Consider the following 24289-nt stretch of genomic DNA (forward strand, 5'->3'; position numbering starts at 1 on the left):
AGCTCAGCCGGCCGACAGCGACCGGGCGTAGTTGACCTGGTTGTTGAGCTGCTGCACCTGGAACTGGTCGGTCACCGGGATCCGCGCGACGTACTGGTGCCCGCCGCTGCTCACCGTCACCTGCACGGTGCCGTAGTGCCGCGTCTCCTTGATCAGCAGGAACAGGAGGCTGAACACGGTCAGGCAGAAGAAGCCGAGGATCGCGGCGACGACGGCCCACGGGGCGATCTTCTCCTCCTTCTGCCAGTAGTCGGTCACGTACCAGGAGGAGCCGGCTAGCGGCAGGACGCCGGCCGGGGTACGGATGACCGGCGGCGTCACCATGATCTCGGCGATCTGCACGGCCACCGCCGGCTGCGCGGGCGGCACCGGCCCGGCCGGCGGATACGGCCCGGGCGGCACCGGCCCGGTCGGCGGGTACGGCCCGGGCGCGCCCGCCGGCCCGTAGAACGGCGCGACCGCCCCGGCCGGCGGCACCGGCGGCGCGGAGAACTGCGCCGGCGGCGCGGAGAACTGCGGCGCGGCCGGGAACTGCGCGGTGGCCGGCGGCGCGGAGAACTGCGCCGGCGGCGCGGAGAACTGCGCCGGCGGGGCGGAGAACTGCGCCGGCGTGGCGGAGAGCGGCGGCGCGGAGTGCGGCGGGGCCGTCGGCGGAGCGGGGAACTGCGCGGTGGGCGCGGGAGCGACGGGTGCCTCCGGCGTGGCGATCACCGGGAACTTCTCGGTGGGCGGCGCGACGGCCGGCGGCATGGCCGACCACGGGTCGTACGCGGGTGGCTCGGCGGCCGGTGGCGTCGGGGCGTCAGAGGTCACCGCGACCCCCACGATTGACGATCATCCGCGGACCCTACAACGTCCCCGCCGCCCGGTGTGCCCACCGGATCCACGGCCGGCCCCCGCGGAAACCTCATCGCTCAGAACGGATATGACTCAGAGGCATGAACATGCCTATGAGTCATACCGGTCGTGAGGAGTCCTTCGCCGACGGCGGCTACGGCGAGTAACGGGCGCCTGTGCGGAGGATCGACGAGGCGGGCCGTGCCCGATGCGGCTTCGCTCAGGCGGAGGTGGGGGCAGCAGGCTCGGCGGCGCGGTCCACCGGCTCACCCGGGGCGTCCAGCCCGGCCCGGCGACGGGCCTCCCGGCGCGCCACCCAGCCGTAGCCGAACAGGCTCATCACCGCGAAGATCCACCACTGCCACACGTAGCCGAAGTTCTGCCAGTTGTTGGTGTGCCCGATCCGGACCGCCTGGAAGGCCGGGTCGGCCGCCGGGGTCTGCCCGTCGAGCAGCACGTAGCCACCGGTCACCGGGTAGGGGAGCTGCTGGGCCAGGCGCGGGATGTCGATGCGCCGGGCCTCCAGCTTGCCGTCGCGCCGGCTGACCGCGCCGCCACCGCTCTCGCTGCCGACCACCCGGCCGGTCACCGTCACCTCGCCGGCCGGCGTCGCCGGCACCTGCGGCTGGACGGTCGCGCCGGCCCCCGGCACGGGCGGAATCCAGCCCCGGTCGACGAGCACCGCGGTGCCGTCGGCCAGCACCAGCGGGGTGAGCACCTCGAAGCCGACCGTCCGGTCGACGGTCCGGCCGCGGATCAGGACGGTGTTCGCGCTGTCGTACCGGCCGGTGGCGGTGACGCGGCTCCAGGTGAGCTCCTCGGACGGCGCGGGACCGACGTCACCGCCGCTGGGAGCGGGGAGCGCGTCACGCAGCGGCGCGGGCGTCATGGTGGCCCCGGCGTCGATCCGCTCGTTGACGGCCGTCCGGCCCCGGTAGCGGTCCAGCTGCCAGTTGCCCAGGAACACCATCACCGTGGCGGCGACGAGCGTGAGCGCGAGGTAGCCGAGCCAGCGCGGGGTCAGCAGGAACCGGTACACGTTGGCCAAGGCTACCCGTATGAGCGATGCCACTCGCCGCTGCCAGGGAGAAACGGAGGTGTGCGCGGTCCTCGCGCTCCGCGCCGGACGGGTATGGTCACGCGGGCGGAAACCACCCACATCAGGAGTCGATGATGACCGACGTGCCGCGCGTCGTGCTGAGTGCGCCCTCCTCGGGGCACGGCACCGGCGCCGTCTCCCTCGGCCTGCTCGCGGCGCTCACCGACCGGGGGATCCCGGTGGCCGGGTTCAAGGTCGGGCCGGACCAGGCGGACGCGGCGTATCTGGGGCTCGCCGCCGGGCGCGCCGGGCGCACGCTGGACCCGAGACTGGTCGGCCCGGAGCGCATCGCCCCCCTTTTCGCGTACGGCTCGGCGGGCGCCGGGTTCGCGCTGGTGCAGGGCACGATGGGTCTCTACGACTCGGTTGCCGGGCGGCCGGAGAGCGAGTCCACGGCGGCCGTCGCCACCGCGCTGCGCAGTCCGGTGGTGCTCGTGGTGGACGTGGCCGCGATGGGCCAGTCGGTGGCCGCGCTGGTGCACGGCTTCCGGGCGTACGACGACGAGCTGTGGCTGGGCGGAGTGATCCTCAACCGGGTGGCCTCGCCCCGGCACGAGGCGCTGCTACGCGAGGCGCTCGACGACGTGGGTGTGCCGGTCTACGGGGCGCTGCGCCGGCACGAGCTGCCCCCGGTGCTGCCCGCCCGCCGGTTCGGCACCGGGCCCGTGGTGCGCGCCGACGCCGACGCCGGACGCGGCGTACGCCGGCTCGGTGAGGCGGTGGCCGCCACCGTCGACCTCGACCGGCTGCTGGCGCTTGCCCGCTCCGCCCCCGCGCTCACCGTCGAGCCGTGGTCGCCGGAGCCGGCCGACGCCCCGCAGCCGTCGGCGGAGCGCCCGGTGGTCGCGCTCGCAGGCGGACCGGCCGGCGCCTACAGCCACCCCGAGACCGCCGAGCTGCTGCGCGCCGCCGGCGCCGAGGTGGTCACGCTCGATCCGCTGCGCGACGAGGCGCTGCCCGCCGGGGCCCGCGCGCTCGTCGTCGGCGGCGGGCTGCCCGAGACGTACGCGGAGCAGCTCTCCGCCAACCGCCGCCTCTGCATCGCGGTGGCCGAGCTGGCCCGCTCGGGCCGCCCGGTGGTCGCCGAGGGGGCCGGCCTGCTCTGGCTGGCCCGGGAACTGGACGGCCTGCCCATGTGCGGTGTGCTCGACGCGGTCGGCACGGTCCGGGACGGCCTGGTGGTCGGCTACCGCACGGCCACGGCGGTCACCGACAGCGTGGTGGCAGCGGCCGGTGCCACGGTGACCGGGCACAAGCAGCACGCCGCCGTGCTCACCCCGCGCGCCGGTGACCGGCCGGCCTGGCGCTGGGAGGGTGGCAACCCGGAGGGCTTCGTCCGGCAGGCGGTGCACGCCTCGCAGCTCGTGCCGCACTGGGCCGCCCACCCGGAGATCGCGGCCCGGCTGGTCGCCGCGGCGCTGGCGCCGGTGGGGGCGTCGGCGTGATCGGGCAGGTGGCGGTACGCCGGTTCCCGGCGCTCACCGTCTCCACCCCGCGCATCGAGGTCCGGCACCTCGTCGCCGCCGACGCGGAGGCGGTGGACGAGGTGTTCGCCGACCGGCAGACGCAGCGCTGGCTGCCGCTGGCCGAGGCGTCCGGGCAGATCGACGGGCGGGCGTGGTGCACCGAGCTGGCCCGGCAGCGGCGCGACAGCGGCGACGGCGACCACTGGGCGGTGGTCCGCCGGGAGGACCAGCGGGTGGTCGGCTCGCTCTGGGCCCGCCGTACCGACTGGGGCGCCCGGCTCACCGAGCTGTCGTACGCGATCGCGCCGCACGCCCGGGGCTACGGCCTGGCGGTCGAGGCGGTGGACGCGGTGGCCATCGCGCTGATCCTGGAGCACGGGTTCCAGCGGGTGGAGCTGCGGGTGGCGGCCGGCAACGTGGCGTCCCGGCGGGTCGCCGAGAAGGCCGGCTTCAGCTACGAGGGCCTGCTGCGCAACGCCGGTTTCGTCCGCGGCGCCCGGGTCGACCTGGAACTGTGGTCGTTCGTAGCCGCCGACCTCCGCTGACCCTCCCCCTGCGCCCCACCCGCCCTCACAACGTCGATCAAGGAGTTCGCGTCGGCGGATCGGGCGATCCGGGACGCAAACTCCTTGATCAACTACCCGGGCGCACCCCCGGGCGGATCAGGGTTGGGGTGGGTTGGGTGGGCAGGGGTCAGCCGACTATCTGGTCTGAGGGTGGGGTGAACTGGCGGGTGGGCTGGCCCTTCAGGGAGTCCCGCAAGGTCTGCGCCACCGCGTTCACCGGGATCTGGGCCTGCCCGTCACCCACCGCGTTGAACGGGTTGTCCGGATCGGCGATGAAGCTCGCCGCCGCCAGCTCCGGCGTGTAGCCGACGAACCACGCCGACCGGGTGCTGTCGGTCGTACCCGTCTTGCCGGCGACCGGGCGGCCGACCGTACCCCGCACGCTGTCGGCGGTCGACCAGCCGCCGCAGCTCCCCTTGGCCGGGGTGTCGCCGGTGGGGCAGCGCGCCGCGTCGGTGGCGGCGCGGGCCGCGTCGGCGTTCACCACCTGCCGGCACCGCGGCTTGGCGATCTCCCGCTGCACCCCGCCCGCCGTCGTGTACGTGGCGGGCGTGCCGTCCCGGTTCATGATCGCGTTGACCGGGATGGCCTCGCAGTAGCGTCCGTCGGCGGCGATGGCGGCGTACGCGTTCGCCATCTCCAGCGGGGTGGCGTCGGAGACGCCGAGCGTGAACGCGCCCCACTTCTTCGCCTTCCCCGGCGACGCATGCTCCCTGTCCACGTCGGTACGCCAGCGCAGCCCGAGCTGCTCGGCCAGGCGCACCCCGGCGTCCGCGCCGACTTTCTCCTCCAGCTGGACGAAGTAGGTGTTCACCGACTTGCCGAACCCGGACCACATGGTCTGCCGGCCGGTCATCGCGCCGCTGGCGTTGGACGGGGCCCACCCGTCGTAGACGGCCGACTTGTACGTGTGCGGCGAGTCGTACGTGGTGGACAGCGGCATCCCGGCGTTGAGCGCGGCGAGCATCGGGAACATCTTGAACGTCGAACCGGCCTGGTAGCCCGGGAGCGTCCCGCCGCCGAGCAGCGGCGCCACCGTGTTCGGATAGTTCGCCTTGACCTTCGGGCCGGCCTCCGGGTTCGAGCTGTTCGGGTTCTCGGCCAGGTCGAGCGAGTAGTTCCGGTTCACCGCCATCGCCTTGATCCGCCCGGTGCCGGGCTCGGCGACCACGATCCCGTTGGCGAACGGGCTGCCGGTGTTGTCCTTGGCCCCGACGTTCTTCTCCGCCGCCGCCTGGGTCTTCGGGTCGAGCGCGAGCACGATCCGGTAGCCGCCGCGGCGCAGCTTGTCCATCCGTTCCAGCCGGTTCTCGCCGAACGCGGGCTGCGAGCTCCACCAGTTCTTCAGGTAGTCGCAGTAGAAGCCCCAGCTACGGTGCCCGCCGTCGATCGCGGCGCAGTCGTTGGGCGGGTTGGTCAGCTTCAGCTTGATCGGCTGGCCCTTCGCCGCGGCGGCGGCATCAGGCGACAGGTAGCCGAGGCGGGCCATGTTGTTCAGCACGTAGTTGCGCCGGCCGGTGGCGTCCTTCTGGTCCGAGGTGATCGGGTCGTACTCCGACGGCGACTTCACCAGCCCGGCCAGCGTGGCCGCCTCGACCGGGGTGAGCGTGGCCGGGGTCTTGGAGAAGAAGATCTGCGAGGCGGCGTAGATCCCGTACGCGCGGTGACCGAAGTAGGCCGAGTTGAGGTAGCGCTCCAGGATCTGCTCCTTGCTCAGGTGCTTCTCGATGTCCATCGCCATGCGCATCTCCTTGACCTTGCGCAGGCTGGTCTGCTGGGTCGCCTCCTGGACCTCCCTGGGCGTGGTCGCGCTGTCCCGCAGCGCCATCCGCACGTACTGCATGGTGATCGTCGAGGCGCCCTGGGAGACGCCGCCGGACCGGGCGTTGGAGACGAAAGCACGCGCCACGCCCTTCGGGTCGACGCCGTGGTGCTGGTAGAAGCGGTTGTCCTCGGCGGCGACGATCGCCTGCTGGATGTTCGGCGACATGTTCTCGATCTTGGTGTACTGCCGGTACTCCTCGTAGAACATGGTCAGCACGGTCTTGCCGTCGGGCGCGTAGAGGTACGAGGTCTCGGCCGGCAGCGCGGTCTTGAGGATGTTCGTCTTCTGTTCGATCGCGTGCGCGGTGGCCTTGGCCCCGATGCCGGTGACGGCGACCAGCGGGTACAGGGCGGCGGCGACCACGATGCCGGCGATCAGCCCGGCGCGGAGAAGGGGAACGAGACGGCCAGCGGAAGCAAGGGGACGACTGCTCACGGGGTCAAGCTATGACATTTCCGATTCGGAAATGAGAAGAACTCATAAACCGGCGGACCGTGACGCGACCCACGCCGGGATGCGCTGTCCCGGGCGGCGGCTACCCGGCAGGATCGCGGACATGCCCGCAGCACCGACCGGGAGCGCCACTGCGCTCGACGAGCCCGACCTGGGCCACCACGGGGACGCCGAGGCCACCCCAGGCCTGGTGGACCTGGCGGTCAACGTGCGCCGCGCCCCGATGCCGGACTGGCTGGCCGACCCGATCACCGCCGCGCTGGGCGACCTGGCCGCGTACCCGGACCCGGCGCCGGCCCGCGCCGCCGTCGCTCACCGGCACGGGCGACCCCCGGAGGAGGTACTCCTCACCGCCGGCGCCGCCGAGGGTTTCGTGCTGATCGCCCGCGCGCTGTCCGGCGTCCGCCGCCCCGTGGTGGTGCACCCGCAGTTCACCGAGCCGGAAGCCGCGCTGCGCGCCGCCGGGCACCGGGTGGACCGGCTGCTGCTCGACCCGGCCGACGGCTTCCGACTGGACCCGGCCCGCGTACCGGACGACGCCGACCTGGTCATGATCGGCAACCCCACGAACCCGACCTCGGTGCTGCACCCGGCGGACACGATCGCCGCGCTGGCCCGTCCCGGCCGGGTGCTCGTGGTCGACGAGGCGTTCGCCGACACCACCGCCGCGCCCGGCGTCGACGGCGAGCCCGAGTCGCTCGCCGCCCGCCGCGACCTGCCCGGCCTCGTCGTGGTGCGCAGCCTCACCAAGACCTGGGGCCTGGCCGGGCTGCGGATCGGCTACCTGCTGGGCGACGCCGCGCTGCTGGCCCGGTTCGCCGCCGCGCAGCCGCTCTGGGCGGTCTCCACCCCGGCGCTCGCCGCCGCCACCGCCTGCGCCGCGCCGGCCGCCGTCGCGGCCGAACGCGCCATCGCCGCCGAACTCGCCGCCGACCGCGACCACCTGGTGGCCCGTCTGTCCGGCCTGCCGGGGGTACGCGTGGCGGGCCGCCCGGCCGCCGCCTTCGTCCTGATCCACGTGGCCGGCGCCGCCGGGGTACGTGAGCGGCTGCGCGCGCACGGCTGGGCGGTACGCCGGGGCGACACGTTCCCCGGGCTCGGCCCGGACTGGCTCCGGATCGCCGTGCGCGACCCGGGCACCACAGACGCGTTCATCGAGACGCTGGCACGGATCCTGGAGGCATGATGCTGGAGTCCACAGTCGCGGCGATCCGGCCGCTGGACGAGGCCGCCATGGCGGCGGCCCGCGAGTTGCAGGGGCGGCTGACCAAACCCGCCGGCTCGCTCGGCGCCCTGGAGCCGCTCTCGGTACGCCTCGCCGGGCTGGCCGGCGCCTGCCCGCCGCCGCTGCCCGAGCCGGCCGCGGTGGCGATCTTCGCCGGTGACCACGGCGTGCACGCCCAGGGTGTGACCCCGTGGCCGCAGGAGGTCACCGCCCAGATGATCGCCAACTTCCTGGCCGGCGGCGCGGTGGTCAACGCGTTCGCCCGCCAGGCCGGCGCCTCGGTCACGGTGGTGGACGTCGGCGTGGCCACCCCGATCCCCGGCGCCGAGTCCGCCGACCCGGCCGGGCCGCGCCTGGTGGCCGCGAACGTACGCCCCGGCACCCGGGACATGACAGTCACCGCCGCGCTGACCCGGGACGAGGCACGCACGGCCGTCGAGACCGGCATCCGGGTCGCCGGTGAGCTGATCGACGCCGGGGCGGGCATCCTGCTCACCGGCGACATGGGCATCGGCAACACCACCCCGTCCGCCACGCTCATCGCCGCGTTCTCCGGCGTGGACGCGGAGGCGGCCACCGGCCGGGGCACCGGGGTCGACGACGAGACGTACGCCCGCAAGGTGGCTGTGGTGCGGGCCGCGCTGGCCCGGCACGAGCCCGACCCGGCCGACCCGCTGGGCGTGCTGGCAGCGGTCGGCGGGCTGGAGCACGCCGCGCTGGCCGGCCTGATCCTCGGCGCCGCCGCGCGACGGGTGCCGGTGCTGCTCGACGGCGTGATCGCGGTGAGCGCCGCGCTCGCCGCCGCCGCGTTCGCGCCGGACGCGGTGTGCGCCATGGTCGCCGGGCACCGCAGCGCCGAGCCGGGCGCCACGGCGGCGCTGCGGCACCTCGGCCTGGAGCCGCTGATCGACCTGGGACTGCGGCTCGGCGAGGGGACCGGGGCGCTGCTCGCCCTGCCCGTGGTCACCGGCGCGGTCCGGGTACTGCACGAGGTGGCGACGTTCGACTCCGCCGGGGTGGCGGAGAAGTGACCGGGCCGACGCCGCCTAGCCCGTACCCCCTGGGGTTGCGGCTGGGCGGGCGGCGCGTGGTCGTCGTCGGCGGGGGAGCGGTCGCCACCCGGCGGGTGCCCGCGCTGCTCGACGCCGGTGCGGACGTGCTGCTGGTGTCGCCCGAACTGACCCCGGCGCTGCGCGCGTACGCCGACGCCGGGCGGTTGCACTGGGAGCCGCGCCGGTTCGCCCCCGGTGACCTGGACGGCGCGTGGCTCGTCCAGGTGGCGGTGGACGACCGGGCCGCCGCCGCTGCGGTCAGTGCCGCCGCGGCCGAGCGGCGGATCTTCTGCGTCCGCGCCGACGACCGGACGGCCGCCAGCGCGTGGACCCCGGCGGTGACCCGGCACGGCCCGGTCACCGTGGCGGTCCTCGGCGGCGGCGACCCGCGCCGCGCGATGGGCGTCCGCGACGCCGTGCGAAATCTGCTGGGCGCAAGGAAGGGCCCCTTATTAACGCCTCAGGTAGAGGAAGGGCCCCCTCTTAACACCGGCGGGCGCGTCGCGCTCGTCGGCGCCGGACCGGGCGACCCGGAGCTGATCACCGTGAAGGGGTGGCGGCTGCTCACCGAGGCCGAGGTGGTCGTCGCCGACCGGCTCGTGCCCGGCCTGCTCCTGGACGAGCTGCGCCGGGACGTCGAGCTGGTCGACGCTTCCAAGATCCCGTACGGGCCGTCGCGTGCCCAGGAGGAGATCAACCAGATCCTGGTGGACCGGGCGCGGGCCGGCAAGACGGTGGTGCGGCTCAAGGGCGGCGACCCGTACGTCTTCGGCCGCGGCGGCGAGGAACTGCTGGCCTGCGCCGAGGCGGGCGTGCCGGTCACGGTCGTACCCGGTGTGACCAGCGCGATCGCGGTGCCGGAGGTGGCCGGGGTGCCGGTGACCCACCGGGGCGTGGCGCACGAGTTCACAGTGGTCTCCGGGCACCTCGCGCCCGACGCGCCCGGGTCGCTCGTACGCTGGGACGCCCTGGCCGGGCTGCGCGGCACGCTCGTGATCCTGATGGGCGTGAAGAACCTGGCGGCGATCGCCGCGACCCTGATCGCGCACGGCAAGCCGGCGCAGACCCCGGCAGCGGTGATCCAGGAGGGCACCACGGCCGCCCAGCGCACGCTGCGCTCCACGCTGGGCACTGTCGCCGCAGACGTGGAGGCCGCCGCGCTACGCCCACCCGCGATAGTCGTGGTAGGCGACGTGGTCCACGCCCTGAACCCCGCCGCCCCCGCCTGATGCCGTCGATCTTGCGCTTGGTGCCCGAGGGTTGCCCGTCATAGCCCCTTTGCCGGGGCGGCAAGTGCAAGATCGCGGAGGGCGGGGCGGGGGACTGCGGTCCCCCGCCCCGGTCGGGTCACTGCTTGAGCATGTTGTCCAGCAGCAGGGCGCAGCGGACCAGGCCGAGGTGGCTGTACGCCTGCGGGTGGTTGCCCAGCCCGCGCTCGGCCAGCGGGTCGTACTGCTCCGGCAGCAGCCCGGTCGGCCCGGCCGTGTCGACCATCTGGGTGAACAGCTCCTCGGCATCGCTGCGGCGGCCGGTGCGCAGGTACGCCTCGATCAGCCACGACGTGCAGATGTGGAAGCCGCCCTCCCGGCCGGGCAGGCCGTCGTCCCAGTGGTACCGGTAGACGACCGGACCGCTGCGCAGCTCCGCCTCGATCTTCAGCACGGTGGAGAGGAAGCGCGGGTCGTCGCCGGCGAGCAGCCCCGAGATGCCGATCCACAGCGACGAGGCGTCCATCTCCTCGTAGCCGTAGGCGACGCTGTACGCCTCGGCCTCCGGGTGCCAGCCGTGCTCCAGCACGTTGGCGGCGATCCGGTCGCGCAGCTCGACCCACTCCGGCCGGTCCTCGCCGCCGTGCCGGCGTACCACGTGCAGCGCCCGGTCCACGGTCATCCAGAGCATGACCTTGGAGAAGACGTGGTGCCGTGGGGGGAGGCGGGCCTCCCAGATGCCGTGGTCGGGCTCGTGCCAGCGGCGGCGTACCGCCTCGACCATGTTCTCCAGCACCCGCCACTCGTCGTCGCGGATCGAGCCCCGGGCGTCGGCCACGGCCGCGATCAGGTCCGCGACCGGGCCGAAGACGTCGAGCTGGAGCTGGTGGTTGGCGAGGTTGCCGACCCGTACCGGCCGGGAGCCGGCGTAGCCGGGCAGCGTGTCGATGACCGCCTCGGCGCCCAGTTCGAAGCCGTCCACCGTGTAGAGCGGGTGCAGCCGCTCCGGGTGCCCGCCGGTGCGCTCGACCACGCCGTCGATCCAGCGCAGCAGCCCTTCGGCCTCCTCGGTCGAGCCGAGGTCGACGAGCGCGCGGGCGGTCATCGCGGCGTCCCGCAGCCAGCAGTAGCGGTAGTCCCAGTTGCGGACGCCGCCCAGCTCCTCCGGCAGCGACGTGGTGGCCGCGGCGAGGATCGAGCCGGTCGGCTCGTGGCAGAGGCCGCGCAGCGTCAGCGCGCTGCGGGCGACCAGGTCCCGGGCGGTGGCGGGCAGCCGCAGCGAGGCCACCCACTCCTTCCAGGGCTGCTCGGCGGCGGCCTGCCGCTCGTGCAGCGGCAGCCGGTGCGGCTCCAGGCTCTGCGTGCCGAAGCGCAGCTCCAGCACGGCCTGGCCGCCGGCCGCCGACAGGTCGACCACCGCCTTCGCGGTCTCGTACCCGGCGTCGTTGGTGACCTCCCACTCGACGCCGGGGGAGTGCAGCGCGACCGGCTCGTTGGAGCCGAGCACCAGCAGGCCGTCGTCGAGCGGCTGGAGCTGCACCGCCACCTGACCGAACTCGGGGCGCGGCGCGAACTCGACCCGGGCCCGCCCGGTGCCGCTGAGCACCCGGACCAGTGTCGAGTCGCCGCTGACCACGGCCGGGTCGTCCGGCGTGGTCTCCTGTACCGGCAGGTCGAGCCAGTCGGTCACGGTCAGGCCGGACCAGCGGGTCTCGACCGTCATGGTGTTGCTGCGGTAGCGCTGGCCCAGCGGGATGCCGCCGCGCTCCGGGCCGACAGTGAAGTGCCCGGCCGGGCTGCCGCCGACCAGGTCGGCGAAGATCGCCGCCGAGTCCGGCTTCGGGTGGCACAGCCAGGTGATCTTGGCTTCCGGCGTGACGAGCGCGACCGTACGGCCGTTGGCGAGCATCGAGTGCCGCTCGATCGGCACCGCCCGCTCGCCGAACAGCCAGTGCCGCCGCGTCTCCAGCAGCAGCCCGAGCGCCCGGGCCGCCTCGATCGGCTCGGCCACCCGGTAGTCGGCCCGGGTCTCCCCGGGACCGATCTTGATGCCGACGTCCGGCCCGGTCAGGTTGCCGAAGGCGTTCTCGTCGGTGACGTCGTCGCCGATGAACAGCACCGCGCTCGCGGCGAGCTGGGTGCGGAGCTGGTCGACGGCGGTGCCCTTGTTGGTGACGACCACCGACAGCTCGATGACCTCCTTGCCCTGGGTGACGGTCACGCCCTCCCAGGTCGCGGGGCCGTTGCGGACCGCCTCGACGGCCCGGGCGGCGACGTGCGGGTCGACGCCGCGGGTGTGCACTGCCACGCTGGCCGGCTTGCGTTCCAGGCGGATGCCCGGATGCTCGGCGGCGATCTCGCGCAGCGCCTCACGGAGCCGGTGCCGGACCGCGATCAGCTCGGGGGTGAGCCGCTCGACGAAGCCGATGTCGAACTCCGAGCCGTGGCTGCCGACGAGGTGCACCTCGCTGGGCAGCCGGGAGAGCGTGGCCAGGTCGCGCAGCGCGCGGCCGGAGACGACGGCGACGCTCGTCTGCGGCAGCGCGGCGAGCGCGCGGACGGCCGCCACCGACTCGGGCAGCGGCACGGCCTTGCTGGGATCCTCGACGATCGGCGCCAGTGTGCCGTCGTAGTCGCAGGCGACCAGGAGTTGCGGAACCCGGGCGATACGGCCGATGGCGGCACGCAGTTCGGGATCCAGCACGCCGCCGTGGGCGGCGGGGGCGGGCGAGGTCACGCAGCCTCCGTATCTCCGACGCCGAGCTCGCTGAGGAACGACTTGGCCCAGTGGCCCACGTCGTGGCTGCGCAGATGGCGCTGCATGACGCGCATCCGGCGGCGGGCTTCGGGCTTTTCGACATGCACGGCCCGCAGCAACGCGTCCTTCACCGCGTCCGGGTCGTGCGGATTACACAGGAACGCCTGGCGCAGCTCTGTCGCGGCGCCGGCGAACTCACTGAGCACGAGCGCGCCGCCCTGGTCGGCGCGCGATGCGACGTACTCCTTGGCCACCAGATTCATTCCGTCTCGCAGCGGGGTCACCATCATCACGTCGGCCGCGACGTACATCGCGGCCAGTTCGGAGCGACTGTACGACTGATGCAGATAATGCACGGCAGGCACGCCGACCCGGCCGAATTCACCATTGATCCGGCCAACCTCGCGTTCCACCTTCACCCGAAGTGCCTGGTAGTGCTCCACGCGCTCGCGGCTGGGCGTGGCGACCTGCACCATAACCGCGTCAGGAACTGTCAACTTTCCGTCAGCGAGGAGTTCTCGGAAGGCCTTCAGCCGGAGTTCGATGCCCTTGGTGTAGTCGAGCCGGTCGACACCCAGGATGATCGTCTTCGGGTTGCCCAGCTCCTCGCGGATCTGCTTGGCCCGGGCCTGGATCGCCGGATCCTCGGCCAGCCGCTCCATCTCCTTGGTGTCGATCGAGATGGGGAACGCGCCCGCCTTCACCTGCCGGCCGTCGACCTGGATCATCTGGCCCTCGTAGCGCAGGCCGAGCAGGTGCCGGGCCAGGCGGACGAAGTTCTGCGCCGCCAGCCGCTGCTGGAAGCCGACCAGGTCCGCGCCGAGCAGTCCACGCAGGATCTCGGTGCGGAACGGCATCTGCATGAACAGCTCGATCGGCGGGAACGGGATGTGCAGGAAGAAGCCGATCCGCAGGTCCGGCCGCAGCTCGCGGAGCATCGCCGGTACGAGCTGGAGCTGGTAGTCCTGGACCCAGACCGTGGCGCCCTCGGCGGCCACGTCGGCGGCGGCCTCCGCGAACCGGGCGTTCACCAGCCGGTACGCCTCGCGCCAGCGCCGCTTGTAGGCGGGCGTCTCCACCGCGTCGTGGTAGAGCGGCCAGATCGTCGCGTTCGACTGGCCCTCGTAGTAGCGCTCCAGCTCCTCGGCGCTCAGCGGCACCGGGTGCAGGCGGATGCCCTCCAGGTCGAACGGCTCGGGCGCGGCGCCGGTGCCGCCGGCCCACCCCACCCAGGTGCCCTGGTGCTCGGCCAGCACCGGGTGCAGCGCGGTCACCAGCCCGCCGGGGCTGCGCCGCCACTGCCGCCCTTCGGGTGTGCTCACCTCGTCGACCGGCAGGCGGTTGGCCACTACGACAAAGGAGCTACGGACGGTCACGATCGGCCACCTCCGGGTACTGACGGGTCCACCGCGATGAGCGTACTGAGCGTAGCTGCGGCGTCTGATCCCCCGTGCCGGAGTTACCTACCCGTCCCAGAACCGCCGAACCCATCACGTGATCTTGTCGACACCCGCGGCTCAGAGGTCGATGATCGGCCACTCCTTCGGCAGCACCTCACCGAGCAGTTCCCGCCGGTCCGTCACGATCGGCACGAGCGGGTTGGCGGCGGCCTCCATGGCCAGCTGCGCGAGATCCATCCGCCCGGTCATGCGACGCGACCAGCCACCGAGATAGGCGCACATATCCGGTTCCACGCGGGTGATCTGCACCTGCGGCAGCGCGGCGAGCAATTCGAGAAGTTCCCATTGGGCGGCCGTGGCCTGCTGATGCGCGTGCGCCAGGCAGAGGGCGGGCACCAGCACGTCACGCGCGTAGTCGGCGGCCTCGGCGATCCTCGCACCGACGTCCTTGGCGCCCGAGGCGTAGGCCAGTAGTGCGGCCGTGTCGAGCGCCAGGCCGAACTGCGTCACCGCCGCGCCTTCGCCCTGGCCGCCAGCACCTCCGACTGGAGCCGGGTGGCCTGCTCACGAAGCTCGGGCGTGATGCTCGCGGTGATCTGCTGCATCTCCACGTGGGCCCGGGCCACGTCCTCGTCGGTGATCGTGACACCGGCGCGAGCGAGCAGCACCCGCGTCTGCTCGCCGGCCATCTGCCGACGCACGGCGCGCGCCACGAAGGCGGACACGTTCGGCTCCTTGGCCAGCCGCTCCGCGACGTCGTCCGGCAGGCTCACGGCGATCTTCTTGGTCATACGCCAAGGCTATTCGGTCATACCCGCGCTGGCAACGCGGCTCGCCGCCGTACCCCTGGGGTGGGGTGATGTGGGCGTTGCGGTCCGTACCTGTCAGGATTGACGGCGGCGTGCGCGCGGCCGGCTCCCGGCCGGCGGCGGCAGGCGGAGATCGACGCCGGCGCCCCGCACCCGACAAGCCCGTGATCGCAACCGACGGAGGTAGCCCGCACCGTGGCCCAGTTCATCTACGTCCTGGACAAGGCGCGCAAGGCGCACGGCGACAAGGTCGTGCTCGACAACGTGACGCTGAACTTCCTGCCGGGTGTCAAGATCGGGGTGGTCGGTCCGAACGGCGCCGGTAAGTCCAGCCTCCTCAAGATCATGGCAGGGCTGGACCGGCCCAGCAACGGCGAGGCCCGGCTCATGCCCGGCTACTCCGTCGGCATGCTCGCGCAGGAGCCGCCGCTCAACGAGGAGAAGACGGTCCTCGGCAACGTCGAGGAAGCGGTCGCCGAGACCAAGGCCAAGCTGGAGCGGTTCAACAAGATCGCCGAGCAGATGGCCACCGACTACACCGACGAGCTGATGGAGGAGATGGGCAAGCTCCAGGAGGAGCTGGACGCCGCCGACGCGTGGGACATCGACTCCAAGCTCGAACTCGCGATGGACGCGCTGCGCTGCCCGCCGCCGGACGCCGACGTCACCAAGCTCTCCGGGGGTGAGCGCCGCCGGGTGGCGCTGTGCAAGCTGCTGCTGGAGGCGCCGGACCTGCTGCTGCTCGACGAGCCCACCAACCACCTGGACGCGGAGAGCGTGCAGTGGCTGGAGCAGCACCTGGCCAAGTACGCCGGCACCGTCCTGGCGATCACCCACGACCGGTACTTCCTGGACAACGTGGCCAACTGGATCCTGGAGCTGGACCGCGGCCGGGCCTACCCGTACGAGGGCAACTACTCCACCTACCTGGAGAAGAAGGCCGCCCGGCTCTCCGTCGAGGGACGCCGCGACGCCAAGATGAAGAAGCGCCTCTCCGAGGAACTGGAGTGGGTCCGCTCGAACGCCAAGGCGCGGCAGACCAAGTCCAAGGCCCGTCTGGACCGCTACGACGAGATGGCCGCCGAGGCGGAGAAGACCCGGAAGCTCGACTTCGAGGAGATCCAGATCCCGCCGGGCCCGCGTCTGGGCAACACTGTCATCGAGGCGCAGAACCTGACCAAGGCGTTCGGTGACCGCGTGCTGATCGACGACCTGTCGTTCTCGCTGCCCCGCAACGGCATCGTCGGCATCATCGGCCCGAACGGCGTCGGCAAGACCACGCTGTTCAAGACCATCGTCGGGCTGGAGCAGCCGACCAGCGGCTCGGTCCGGGTCGGCGAGACCGTCTCGCTGTCGTACGTCGACCAGAACCGGCAGGGCCTCGACAGCGACAAGACCGTCTGGGAGGTCGTCTCCGACGGACTCGACCACCTCATGGTGGGCAAGGTCGAGATGCCGTCCCGGGCGTACATCGCCGCGTTCGGCTTCAAGGGGCCGGACCAGCAGAAGCCGACCAAGGTGCTCTCCGGCGGCGAGCGCAACCGGCTCAACCTGGCGCTGACGCTCAAGATCGGCGGCAACGTCATCCTGCTCGACGAGCCGACGAACGACCTGGACGTGGAGACGCTGTCCAGCCTGGAGAACGCGCTGCTGGAGTTCCCCGGCTGCGCCGTGGTCATCTCCCACGACCGGATGTTCCTGGACCGGGTCGCCACGCACATCCTGGCCTGGGAGGGCGACGACCAGAACCCGGCCAAGTGGTTCTGGTTCGAGGGCAACTTCGAGGCGTACGAGAAGAACAAGGTCGACCGCCTCGGCGCCGAGGCGGCCCGGCCGCACCGGGTGACCTACCGCAAGCTCACCCGTGACTGACCGCTTCGTCTACCACTGCGCGCTGCGCTGGTCCGACCTGGACGCGTACGGCCACGTCAACAACGCCCGCTTCCTCACGCTCTACGAGGAGGCCCGGGTGGCGATGATGTTCGCCGGCGGCCGGGCGTGGGGAGTGGGCTCGTTCGCCGACGGGGTGGTCATCCGCCGGCACGAGGTCGACTACCTGCGCCCGGTCGACTACGCGCTCGGCCGGGCCAGCGCGGAGGCCGCCCCGACGGTACGGATCGAGCTGTGGGTGGACCAGATCAAGGCCGCCTCGTTCTGGGTCGCGTACGAGCTGTACGACGGCGACACGCTGGCCGGCACCGCCCGGTCGCTGCTGGTGCCGTTCGACCTGACGGCGCAGCGCCCGCGCCGGATCTCGCCGGAGGAGCGGGCGTTCCTGCTCCGCTACGCGCCGGGGCTGAGCGCGTGACCGGGCACGGGTTGACCGGGACGGCCGACGCCGGGGCCTTCCTGGCCCGGCTGGTCCGGTTCGACCCGGCCACTGTGGTCCGGTTGCGGCCGGTGCCGGGCGCGGGCCGTACCGCCCTCTGGGCGCGGCTGCCGTGGGGCGTGCTCGTGGTCCGTACCGTGCCGGGCACCGCTCCCGGGGACGTCACGGTCGCCGCGGGGGAGCTGCTGGCCGAGCTCTCCGCCGGCGGCGCGGCGCTTCCGGTACGCCGGGACGACGGCTGGCGGTGGCAGCTCCCACCGGCCGCGAGCCGGGCGGTGGAGGCGCTGCCCGGCGCCGAGCTGCGCCGGATCGCGGAGGCGGCGGCCGGGACGCTGCGCGAGGCGGCCACGCACGGTGTGGCGGGCCGCGCGGTCGGGCAGCGGGTGCTGCGGGACGCTCTGCTGGACCACGTCGCCGTGGTGGTGACCCCGGACGAGGCGCCGCGCACACCCGTTGAGGTGTCGCAGCGGCTGGTGCAGGCCCTGGTCCGGATGGGTTTCCTCGGCGCCGGCGCGGACGACGTTCAGGTGCGGACGGCTGGCCGATGGGTCGGACTCGTCGGACCGTTCGGGGCGGCCTGGTCGCGTACCGTCGCCGATCTTGCACTCAGGCCGACGACGGGTCACCCGAACGGGTGACCCCGTGTCGTCCTTCCGGTTTGGGGCGGCCGTTGGGGGGATGCCTCACGCCGTCTGTCCGGGTACCGTCCATCCTCGGATCCAACGCACCGTAGGCGTCCGGATCCGCTGGGGAGTGAGGTGCGCGAGCGATGCCGTGGTGGTCATGGCGCCCTGGTTCCGCCGCTGGCGGGGAGCCGGAGACTCGAAGCGGGACCACAGTGGATGACACCATCCGGGTCGGCCCACCGACCCCTCGCCAGCCGGGGGACGACGTGGCGCCACCCGAGCGGCCGGTCCTCGCGGACATGCCGGCCACCGTCGCGCCGGTCACCCTGAGCCGGGTCTGCGACGCGCTCGACCTGCTGGACGTCCGCTATCTGGCCGACGGCGACGGCAACCTGCTGGCCATGTGGGAGCGGCACGCCGTGCTCGTCGCGCTGGAGGGCCCGGAGGACGAGATCCTCGTGATGCGGGCCCGTCCGCACGCGACGGTCCCGCCGGACTGGGCCGACCGGGCCTACCGCGTGGTGAACGAGTGGAACCACACCCGGCGCTTCTGCAAGGCGTACATCGGTGACCCGACCGAGCGCGGTCAGCTCCCGATCTACGCCGAGCTGCAGGTCCCGCTCGGCGCCGGCGCCCACGACGCGCTGCTCGTCGAGATGCTCGACTGCGGCGCCGCGGTCGCCGTGACGTTCGTCGACTGGCTGCACGACGAGGGCGCCCTGCTCTGAGCCGGGCTCAGCCGGCGGCCGGATCCTCCATCACGTTCACCATGAAGTAGGCGGCCCGCTCCACGTAGTCCCAGAGCGCGGTGGCGAGCTGCGGCGGCAGGTCGAGCGTGTCCACCGCCCGGCGCATGTGGCGCAGCCAGGCGTCCCGCTCGGCCGCGCCGATCCGGAACGGTGCGTGCCGCATCCGCAGCCGCGGGTGCCCGCGCTGCTCCGAGTAGGTGTGCGGGCCACCCCAGTACTGGATGAGGAACAGGGCCAGCCGGTCCGCCGCCGGGCCCAGATCCTCCTCCGGGTACATCGGCCGCAGCAGCGGGTCGTCGGCGACACCGGCGTAGAACTCGTCCACCAGCTTGCGGAACGCCGGTTCACCGCCGATCGCCTCGAAGACGTTCATCGACTCGCCTGGGGAAGTCACGCCTCCATCCTGCCAGGTGCGGCCCGGCGCCCGCGCCCGCCCGCCGGGCGGCGCGGATCACGTCACCGCGTGCCGGTGCCGGCCGTGCTCGCGGTTCCGGTCACCCGGCGCGGGACGCGCGAGTGCGCGTGCGCGGTTCCGGGGCCGGTCGCCGACTCGGCGCGGGCGGCCTCGATCGCCTCGTGGATCACCTGCGACCGGGGCCAGGCGAGTGCCGCCACGGTCATGATCAGCACCCCGGCGGCGCTCCACACGCCGACCACCGACGGGACCGAGAAGCGCTCGGCGAGCGCGCCCGTGGCCAGCACCGCGGCGCCCTGGATGATCTGTGTGCCGCTGGCCATGACGCCGAACGCCCGGGCCCGGAATCCGTCCGGCAGTGCCTGCACGAACAGGCTGTTGGCGACCGGGACGAGCCCGGCGACGGCGAAGCCGCACCCGGCGGCCAGCAGCGCCACCACAGTCGGCGGCGGGTTGAACAGCGCGGGTACGAGTGTCGCCGGCGCGATGATCATCAACGGTCGCATCAGCGTCAGCCGCCGCTCCGGGCCGACGAGCCGGCTGATGGTCAGCCCGCCGAGGATGTATCCGACCGGGACGGCAGCCATGATCAACCCCTGGGCGGTGCCGGCGTCCATCCGGCCGTCGGTCCGGTCGGCGGCCCAGCCCGCGGCCAGGCCCTCGGGGACGATCGAGAAGAGCATCGCGCTGAACACCAGCACCGCGATGGCGCGCAGCACCGGCCGCTCGAAGACGATCTGGAAGCCCTGGACGGTCTCCCGCAGCAGGTGGCTGCGGTGCACCTCGGTCATCGCCGGGGGCCGCTCGCGTACGCCGAAGCGGACCAGCGCGGCCGACACGCCGAAGGTCACGGCGTTGACGAGCAGCGCGGTGTTCGGGTTGAGCGCCGCCACGGTGGCGCCGATCAGGTAGCCGACGACCTGGGCGGCCTGGCCGGCGCTGGTGAACGCGGACAGGCCCACGACCAGCCGGTCCCCGGTCAGGATGTGCGGCATCAGCGCCGACCGCGCCGCCTGGCTCGGCGGGTTCGCGAGCGTGGCCAGGAAGATCAGCGCGAAGACCGACCAGGTCGGCATCCAGGGCATCGCGACCAGCGCCATCAGCGCCATCCGGAGGAGGTCGCAGACCACCATGACGCGCCGGTAGCGGTGCCGCTCGGCGAGCGCGGAGAGCAGCGGGCCGCCGACCAGCCAGGGAAGGTAGCTGGCGGCGAACGCGGCGGCGGAGAGCGCGACCGAGTCGGTCTCGCGCAGGACGAGCACGGTGACCGCGGCGCGGGCCAGGTAGTCACCCACCCAGGAGAGGGTGTTGGCGGCGAAGATGGCGCGGAACTCCGACTGACCGAAGACGTCCCGGAAGGTGGCCGGGCCCTCCCGGGCGGGTCGCGCGTCGGACACCGTCGCCTCCATCGTTCCTGGTCGACCACTTGTGATGGCCCGACCGGGAACCGTCGTCAGATCAACCGATCAGCGAGGACACGAGCACGCTCCCCGGTGGAGCGTGTGCACCGGATTCTGCCCGATCGTCTGACAACTAGCTAGGGCGAACGGATTGATCGTCGCATCTCCGACTGAACGAACGGACGATACCCGAGGGGCCGCGCGGCGCGCGACCCCCGGAAAATAGTCCGGCTCGTCCGGCGGCTCAGGTGGGTCCGCCGGTGCCCGTACCCTCGGCGGCGGGCGGCGCCGGTGGCTGGACCGGCAGGCCGGGGAACAGCCGGGCGGCCGCGATCTGCGCGACGATCCCCGAGTTCTCCAGCGCCTCCGCGAGGCGGCGGCGCAGCTCGCGCCCGACCGCGAACTGCCCGTCCGCGGTGGTCTTGACGACGGTACGGATCACCGCGCCGTCGACTGTCATCTGCTCGACGCCCAGAACCTCCGGCTCCTCCACGATGCTCGGCGCCAGCTCCGGGTCCAGCGCCACCGACGCCGCCGCGGTACGCAGCACGGCGGTGGCCTCCTCGGTGCCGGCGAACCCGATCGGCAGGTCGACCACGACGAGCGCCCAGCCCTGGCTCTTGTTCCCGACGCGGACGATCTCGCCGTTGCGGATGTACCAGAGCACGCCGCGGCCGTCCCGGACCGTGGTGACCCGCAGTCCCACCGCCTCGACCACGCCTGTCGCCTCGCCCAGGTCGACGGTGTCGCCGACGCCGTACTGGTCCTCGATCAGCATGAACAGGCCGGCGATCAGATCCTTGACCAGGCTCTGCGCGCCGAAGCCCAGCGCCACGCCGGCGATGCCCGCGCTGGCCAGCAGCGGGGCCAGGTCGAAGCTGAACTCCTTGAGCACCATCAGCAGCGCGATGCCGAAGACGAACGCGGTGACCATGCTGCGCAGCACCGACCCGATCGCCTCGGCCCGCTGCCGCCGCCGCTCCGGCACGAACTGGTCCGGGTCGGCCGCGGCGCTGGGGATCCGCTCGCGCAGCGGGCGGAGCATGGTCGGCACCGCGCCGTTGGCGGTCGTCCGCACCAGCCGGTTGATGGTCCGGTGCAGCGCCCAGCGGGCGGCCACCGCGATCAGCAGGATCAACGCGACCCGCAGCGGCTTCAGCAGGATCCAGTAGCTGCTCTCGGCGAACCAGGCGGAGCCGGTGAGCCGGTACAGGAACTCGCAGGAACTGCTGCCCTGGCAGTCCGGGCGCCGGTCGGAGAAGGCCGACAGCAGGGCGGAGATCAGGTCGGAGACGTTCACCCTGCTTTCGTACCGCACCGGTGACGGGCGGTGGACACCGCCACCTCGGCGAAGTGTCGCTACCGGAGGGGGTAGCCCGGATTAGTACGTGCAATCCGGGGCGCGATCAGGGACTATTGGCGCAACGGACGTCGGTGATCCGGCCGGCGTCGGAGCCGTGCCGCGCTGTCCGCGGGGCGGCTCCGGCGCAGACGAGGCGGGAGCGGCTGGACCGGGAGGGTGAGCACGATGCCTGACATACGACCCACGGCGGGCTCCGGTGCACTCGTTCTCAACGCCACCTACGAGCCCCTGTGCGTCGTGTCGGTGCGTCGTGCCGCGATCCTCGTCCTCTCCGCCAAGGCGGTCTGCGTGGCCGACGGCGAGGGCATCCTGCACAGCGCGCGCAACGCGTTACCGGTGCCCTCGGTGGTACGCCTGACCCGCTACGTCCGGGTGCCGTACCGCACCCACGTCGGGCTGTCCCGGCGGGCCGTGTTCGCCCGCGACGGGTGGCGGTGCGCCTACTGCCGGGGGCCGGCGGAGACCATCGACCACGTCTTCCCGCGCAGCCGGGGCGGCCGGCACGCCTGGGAGAACGTGGTCGCCGCGTGCGCGCGGTGCAACCACACCAAAGGCGACAAGACGCCGGCCGAGCTGGGCTGGCGGCTGCACCACCTGCCGGCCGCGCCCAAAGGAGCCGCCTGGCGGGTGCTCGGGCACCGCGCCCCCGACCCGCGCTGGGCAGACTGGCTCGACCTGCGCGAGCCCGAGCCCGAGGCGGCCTGACCGGCCCGCTCAGCGCGCCTTGACCAGCGAGGCGTAGACGACCAGGTTGTCCGCGTACCCGGTCTCGCCGCCCACCCAGCGCCCGCCGCAGGTGATCAGCCGCAGGTTGGGCCGGCTGAAGTCGCCGTAGACGTCCTCCACCGGCAGCTTCTCCTTGCCGTACCGCTCGATCGACGTCACCTCGAACACCGCCACCGAGCGGTCCTCGCGGGTCACCTCGATCCGGTCGCCGTCGTCCAGCTCCCTCAGCCCGTGGAAGACGGCCGGACCGGAGGTGGTGTCGACGTGCCCGACGAGCACCGCCGGGCCGTACTGGCCGGGGGTGGGGCCCTGGTCGTACCAGCCGACCTCGCCGGCCCGCTCCACGTCCGGCACGGCGATGCTGCCGTCCGGCGCGATGCCGACCCGGTGCACCGGCGCGCGCAGGTCGAGCTTGCCGATGCTCAGGTCCGTCGGTGGGCTGGCCGGCAGCACCGGGAACTTCTTCGGCGGCGGGCGCAGGCCGGCGACGACGCGGTCCGGCAGCACGCTGGCGCCGGTCACCCGTTCCACGCCGAGCATGGCCACGATCAGGGCCATCACGCTCGCCACCACGAGCACCGGGACACCCGGGCTGCGGCTCGGGGCGTACCGGCGGGTGGTGGTCCCGGCGGCGCGGCCCGGGACCGGGCGGGACCGCGGGTCGGCGGTGGCGACGCTGGCCGAGAACGCGTGCCCGGCGACGTGGGCGAACCGGCGCGCGGCCCCGGCGGTCAGCCGCAGCGCGGCCCGGAGCCGTGAGGCGCGCTGCGGCAACCGGCGGCCGGGACGGGCGGCGGCGCGGCGGGTGCGGTCCGCCGGGCCGGTACGGTCCCGGCGGCGTGATGAGCGGGCCATTGCGGCACCTCTCGTCAGGCGCGGCCGCCGGTCTTGCGGCGGGCGCTCACACCGGCCACCACTGCCACCGCGACCAGACCACCCACCAGCAGCAGCGAGCCGGCACCCCGGCCACCCGCTGTGCCACCGCCGCCGGTCGCCGGTCCCTTGCTCGGCTGCGCCATGTTGAGCACGGTGAGCATGGTCGAGGCGGTGTTGCCGTTGGAGCAGTCCAGGTTCACCGGGTAGTCGCCCGGCGCCTTGTTGCCGGGCACGGTGACCGACCCGGTGAGGAAGCCGTTGTCCGGCCGCAGCGTCACCCGCCCGAAGGCGTCGGAGGTGACCTGCGCCTGGCGGTTGTTGCTGTTGTCGCAACCGGCCCGCAGGCTCACCCGGGAACCGGCCTGGACGCTGTTCGGCGTCACCTCGATGAACACGTTCTCCCCGGCCCGGGCCGGCGGCGCGGTGGTCAGGACGAACGCCGCGACCAGGCCGAGCAGGCCCAGCACGGACGACAACGCGCGAATTGACAGGAGCCCTCGCATGGTTCCCCCCTCCCGGCGCGACGGTGCGCCGGACCCACTGACGGGCAGCGGCGCCTGCTTTCCCGGAGGGCGGGGGAAGCTAACGAGGCGCCTTGACCACGGGGTGCCAGGACAGCGGGGTGGAGAGCACCATCGTGCTGGACGGCTGCCCGTACGGCGCGAGGCGGTCGATGACCTCCTCGAACTCGCCCATGTTCGTGGCGGCGACCTTGAGCATGCTGCACGCGTCCCCGGTGATCCGGTGGATCTCCATGATCTCCGGCCAGCCCGCGACGTCGGGGTCGTTGAGGATGCAGCGCGCGCCGTAGCAGGACATCCGGATCAGCGCGAGCACTGTGCGCCCGGCCCGGGTGAGGTCGACGTGGGCGTGGTAGCCGGTGATCACGCCGGATTCCTCCAGCCGCCGTACCCGCTCGGCGACCGCGGGCGGCGACAGGTGGACCCGGCGGGACAACTCGCTGTACGAGAGCCGGGCGTCGGCCTGGAGCTCGCGCAGCAGCGCCCAGTCCATGTCGTCCACGCGCGGACCTTCCTTCCGTAAAGACGGCGACGCGAGATGGTTTCGGTTCGTGAAGTGAGACCACCATACCGCCGTTGAACAGGC

Annotated in this window: 23 protein-coding genes; 10 read left to right on the plus strand and 13 right to left on the minus strand. The window is 73.2% G+C overall.

Annotation, left to right across the window (positions count from 1 at the left end):
- Positions 1-3: 3 nt before the first annotated feature.
- Both ABIH81_RS14315 and ABIH81_RS14320 read right to left on the minus strand, forming a co-directional pair.
- Entirely contained in the window at positions 4-813 is an 810-nt protein-coding gene (locus ABIH81_RS14315; protein ID WP_349880731.1) for a hypothetical protein, read from the minus strand.
- 244 nt (positions 814-1057) lie between these two features.
- Entirely contained in the window at positions 1058-1876 is an 819-nt protein-coding gene (locus ABIH81_RS14320) for an SURF1 family protein (protein ID WP_349880732.1), read from the minus strand.
- A gap of 134 nt (positions 1877-2010) precedes the next feature.
- Between ABIH81_RS14320 and ABIH81_RS14325 the strand changes: the two genes are divergently transcribed.
- Positions 2011-3381 carry a cobyrinate a,c-diamide synthase gene (locus tag ABIH81_RS14325; RefSeq protein WP_349880734.1) on the plus strand — a complete coding sequence of 457 codons (1371 nt, stop codon included), beginning with the start codon at positions 2011-2013 and terminating at the stop codon, positions 3379-3381.
- The gene (locus ABIH81_RS14330; protein ID WP_091423050.1) at positions 3378-3947 is read left to right on the plus strand and encodes a GNAT family protein; all 570 of its coding nucleotides are present in this window, start codon (positions 3378-3380) and stop codon (positions 3945-3947) included. The genes ABIH81_RS14325 and ABIH81_RS14330 overlap by 4 nt, the downstream gene beginning before the upstream one ends.
- A 148-nt stretch (positions 3948-4095) precedes the next feature.
- Here the strand turns inward: ABIH81_RS14330 and ABIH81_RS14335 are convergent, their stop codons facing one another.
- The gene (locus ABIH81_RS14335) at positions 4096-6228 is read right to left on the minus strand and encodes a transglycosylase domain-containing protein (protein ID WP_349880735.1); all 2133 of its coding nucleotides are present in this window, start codon (positions 6226-6228) and stop codon (positions 4096-4098) included.
- A gap of 121 nt (positions 6229-6349) precedes the next feature.
- Here ABIH81_RS14335 and cobC point away from each other — a divergent pair, with 121 nt between their 5' ends.
- From cobC to cobA, 3 genes are read left to right on the plus strand one after another with little or no spacing between them, the layout of a single operon-like run.
- A complete protein-coding gene (gene cobC, locus ABIH81_RS14340) occupies positions 6350-7432 on the plus strand; it encodes an Rv2231c family pyridoxal phosphate-dependent protein CobC (protein WP_349880737.1) in 1083 nt (360 codons plus the stop codon).
- Positions 7432-8502: a nicotinate-nucleotide--dimethylbenzimidazole phosphoribosyltransferase gene (gene cobT, locus ABIH81_RS14345; RefSeq protein ID WP_349881102.1), complete on the plus strand. Its 1071-nt coding sequence runs from the start codon at positions 7432-7434 to the stop codon at positions 8500-8502. Before cobC ends, cobT begins: the two co-directional genes overlap by 1 nt.
- Positions 8499-9752 (plus strand): uroporphyrinogen-III C-methyltransferase, encoded by a 1254-nt coding sequence (gene cobA / locus ABIH81_RS14350; protein WP_349880739.1) that lies wholly within the window; start codon positions 8499-8501, stop codon positions 9750-9752. Before cobT ends, cobA begins: the two co-directional genes overlap by 4 nt.
- A gap of 118 nt (positions 9753-9870) precedes the next feature.
- Here the strand turns inward: cobA and otsB are convergent, their stop codons facing one another.
- The 4 genes from otsB to ABIH81_RS14370 form a co-directional block, all read right to left on the minus strand.
- Positions 9871-12468 carry a trehalose-phosphatase gene (gene otsB / locus ABIH81_RS14355; protein WP_349880740.1) on the minus strand — a complete coding sequence of 866 codons (2598 nt, stop codon included), beginning with the start codon at positions 12466-12468 and terminating at the stop codon, positions 9871-9873.
- Positions 12465-13865: a trehalose-6-phosphate synthase gene (locus tag ABIH81_RS14360; protein ID WP_043328887.1), complete on the minus strand. Its 1401-nt coding sequence runs from the start codon at positions 13863-13865 to the stop codon at positions 12465-12467. Before ABIH81_RS14360 ends, otsB begins: the two co-directional genes overlap by 4 nt.
- A gap of 141 nt (positions 13866-14006) precedes the next feature.
- A complete protein-coding gene (locus ABIH81_RS14365; RefSeq protein ID WP_349880742.1) occupies positions 14007-14399 on the minus strand; it encodes a hypothetical protein in 393 nt (130 codons plus the stop codon).
- On the minus strand, positions 14396-14680 hold the full coding sequence (locus tag ABIH81_RS14370; protein ID WP_349880744.1) for a hypothetical protein: 285 nt from the start codon (positions 14678-14680) through the stop codon (positions 14396-14398). Before ABIH81_RS14370 ends, ABIH81_RS14365 begins: the two co-directional genes overlap by 4 nt.
- Positions 14681-14893: 213 nt before the next feature.
- On the opposite strand from ABIH81_RS14370, the gene ettA reads away from it, so the two are divergent.
- The 4 genes from ettA to ABIH81_RS14390 all read left to right on the plus strand — a co-directional run bounded on the left by ettA (position 14894) and on the right by ABIH81_RS14390 (position 18381).
- Entirely contained in the window at positions 14894-16570 is a 1677-nt protein-coding gene (gene ettA, locus ABIH81_RS14375) for an energy-dependent translational throttle protein EttA (protein WP_349880746.1), read from the plus strand.
- Positions 16563-17006: a thioesterase family protein gene (locus ABIH81_RS14380; protein ID WP_349880748.1), complete on the plus strand. Its 444-nt coding sequence runs from the start codon at positions 16563-16565 to the stop codon at positions 17004-17006. The genes ettA and ABIH81_RS14380 overlap by 8 nt, the downstream gene beginning before the upstream one ends.
- Complete coding sequence (locus ABIH81_RS14385) at positions 17003-17665, plus strand: hypothetical protein (protein WP_349880750.1); 663 nt, start codon at positions 17003-17005, stop codon at positions 17663-17665. Before ABIH81_RS14380 ends, ABIH81_RS14385 begins: the two co-directional genes overlap by 4 nt.
- Positions 17666-17796: 131 nt before the next feature.
- Positions 17797-18381, plus strand: coding sequence for a YbjN domain-containing protein (locus ABIH81_RS14390; protein WP_349880751.1), 585 nt, complete (start codon positions 17797-17799; stop codon positions 18379-18381).
- Between the two features lie 7 nt (positions 18382-18388).
- On the opposite strand, the gene ABIH81_RS14395 is transcribed toward ABIH81_RS14390, so the two are convergent.
- The 3 genes from ABIH81_RS14395 to ABIH81_RS14405 all read right to left on the minus strand — a co-directional run bounded on the left by ABIH81_RS14395 (position 18389) and on the right by ABIH81_RS14405 (position 21490).
- The gene (locus ABIH81_RS14395; protein WP_349881103.1) at positions 18389-18775 is read right to left on the minus strand and encodes a globin; all 387 of its coding nucleotides are present in this window, start codon (positions 18773-18775) and stop codon (positions 18389-18391) included.
- An 83-nt stretch (positions 18776-18858) separates the two neighbouring features.
- Entirely contained in the window at positions 18859-20226 is a 1368-nt protein-coding gene (locus ABIH81_RS14400; protein WP_349880753.1) for an MFS transporter, read from the minus strand.
- A 235-nt stretch (positions 20227-20461) separates the two neighbouring features.
- Positions 20462-21490 (minus strand): mechanosensitive ion channel family protein, encoded by a 1029-nt coding sequence (locus ABIH81_RS14405; RefSeq protein WP_349881104.1) that lies wholly within the window; start codon positions 21488-21490, stop codon positions 20462-20464.
- 255 nt (positions 21491-21745) lie between these two features.
- On the opposite strand from ABIH81_RS14405, the gene ABIH81_RS14410 reads away from it, so the two are divergent.
- Positions 21746-22285: an HNH endonuclease gene (locus tag ABIH81_RS14410; protein WP_013288071.1), complete on the plus strand. Its 540-nt coding sequence runs from the start codon at positions 21746-21748 to the stop codon at positions 22283-22285.
- A 9-nt stretch (positions 22286-22294) separates the two neighbouring features.
- Here ABIH81_RS14410 and ABIH81_RS14415 read toward each other — a convergent pair whose 3' ends face one another.
- The 3 genes from ABIH81_RS14415 to ABIH81_RS14425 form a co-directional block, all read right to left on the minus strand.
- Complete coding sequence (locus ABIH81_RS14415; RefSeq protein WP_349880754.1) at positions 22295-23161, minus strand: class F sortase; 867 nt, start codon at positions 23159-23161, stop codon at positions 22295-22297.
- A gap of 14 nt (positions 23162-23175) precedes the next feature.
- On the minus strand, positions 23176-23685 hold the full coding sequence (locus ABIH81_RS14420; RefSeq protein ID WP_349880756.1) for a hypothetical protein: 510 nt from the start codon (positions 23683-23685) through the stop codon (positions 23176-23178).
- 79 nt (positions 23686-23764) lie between these two features.
- The gene (locus ABIH81_RS14425) at positions 23765-24205 is read right to left on the minus strand and encodes an Lrp/AsnC family transcriptional regulator (RefSeq protein WP_349880757.1); all 441 of its coding nucleotides are present in this window, start codon (positions 24203-24205) and stop codon (positions 23765-23767) included.
- Between the last annotated feature and the right edge of the window lie 84 nt (positions 24206-24289).

This window comes from Micromonospora sp. HUAS YX12 (genome assembly GCF_040215685.1).
GTDB lineage: Bacteria > Actinomycetota > Actinomycetes > Mycobacteriales > Micromonosporaceae > Micromonospora > Micromonospora tulbaghiae.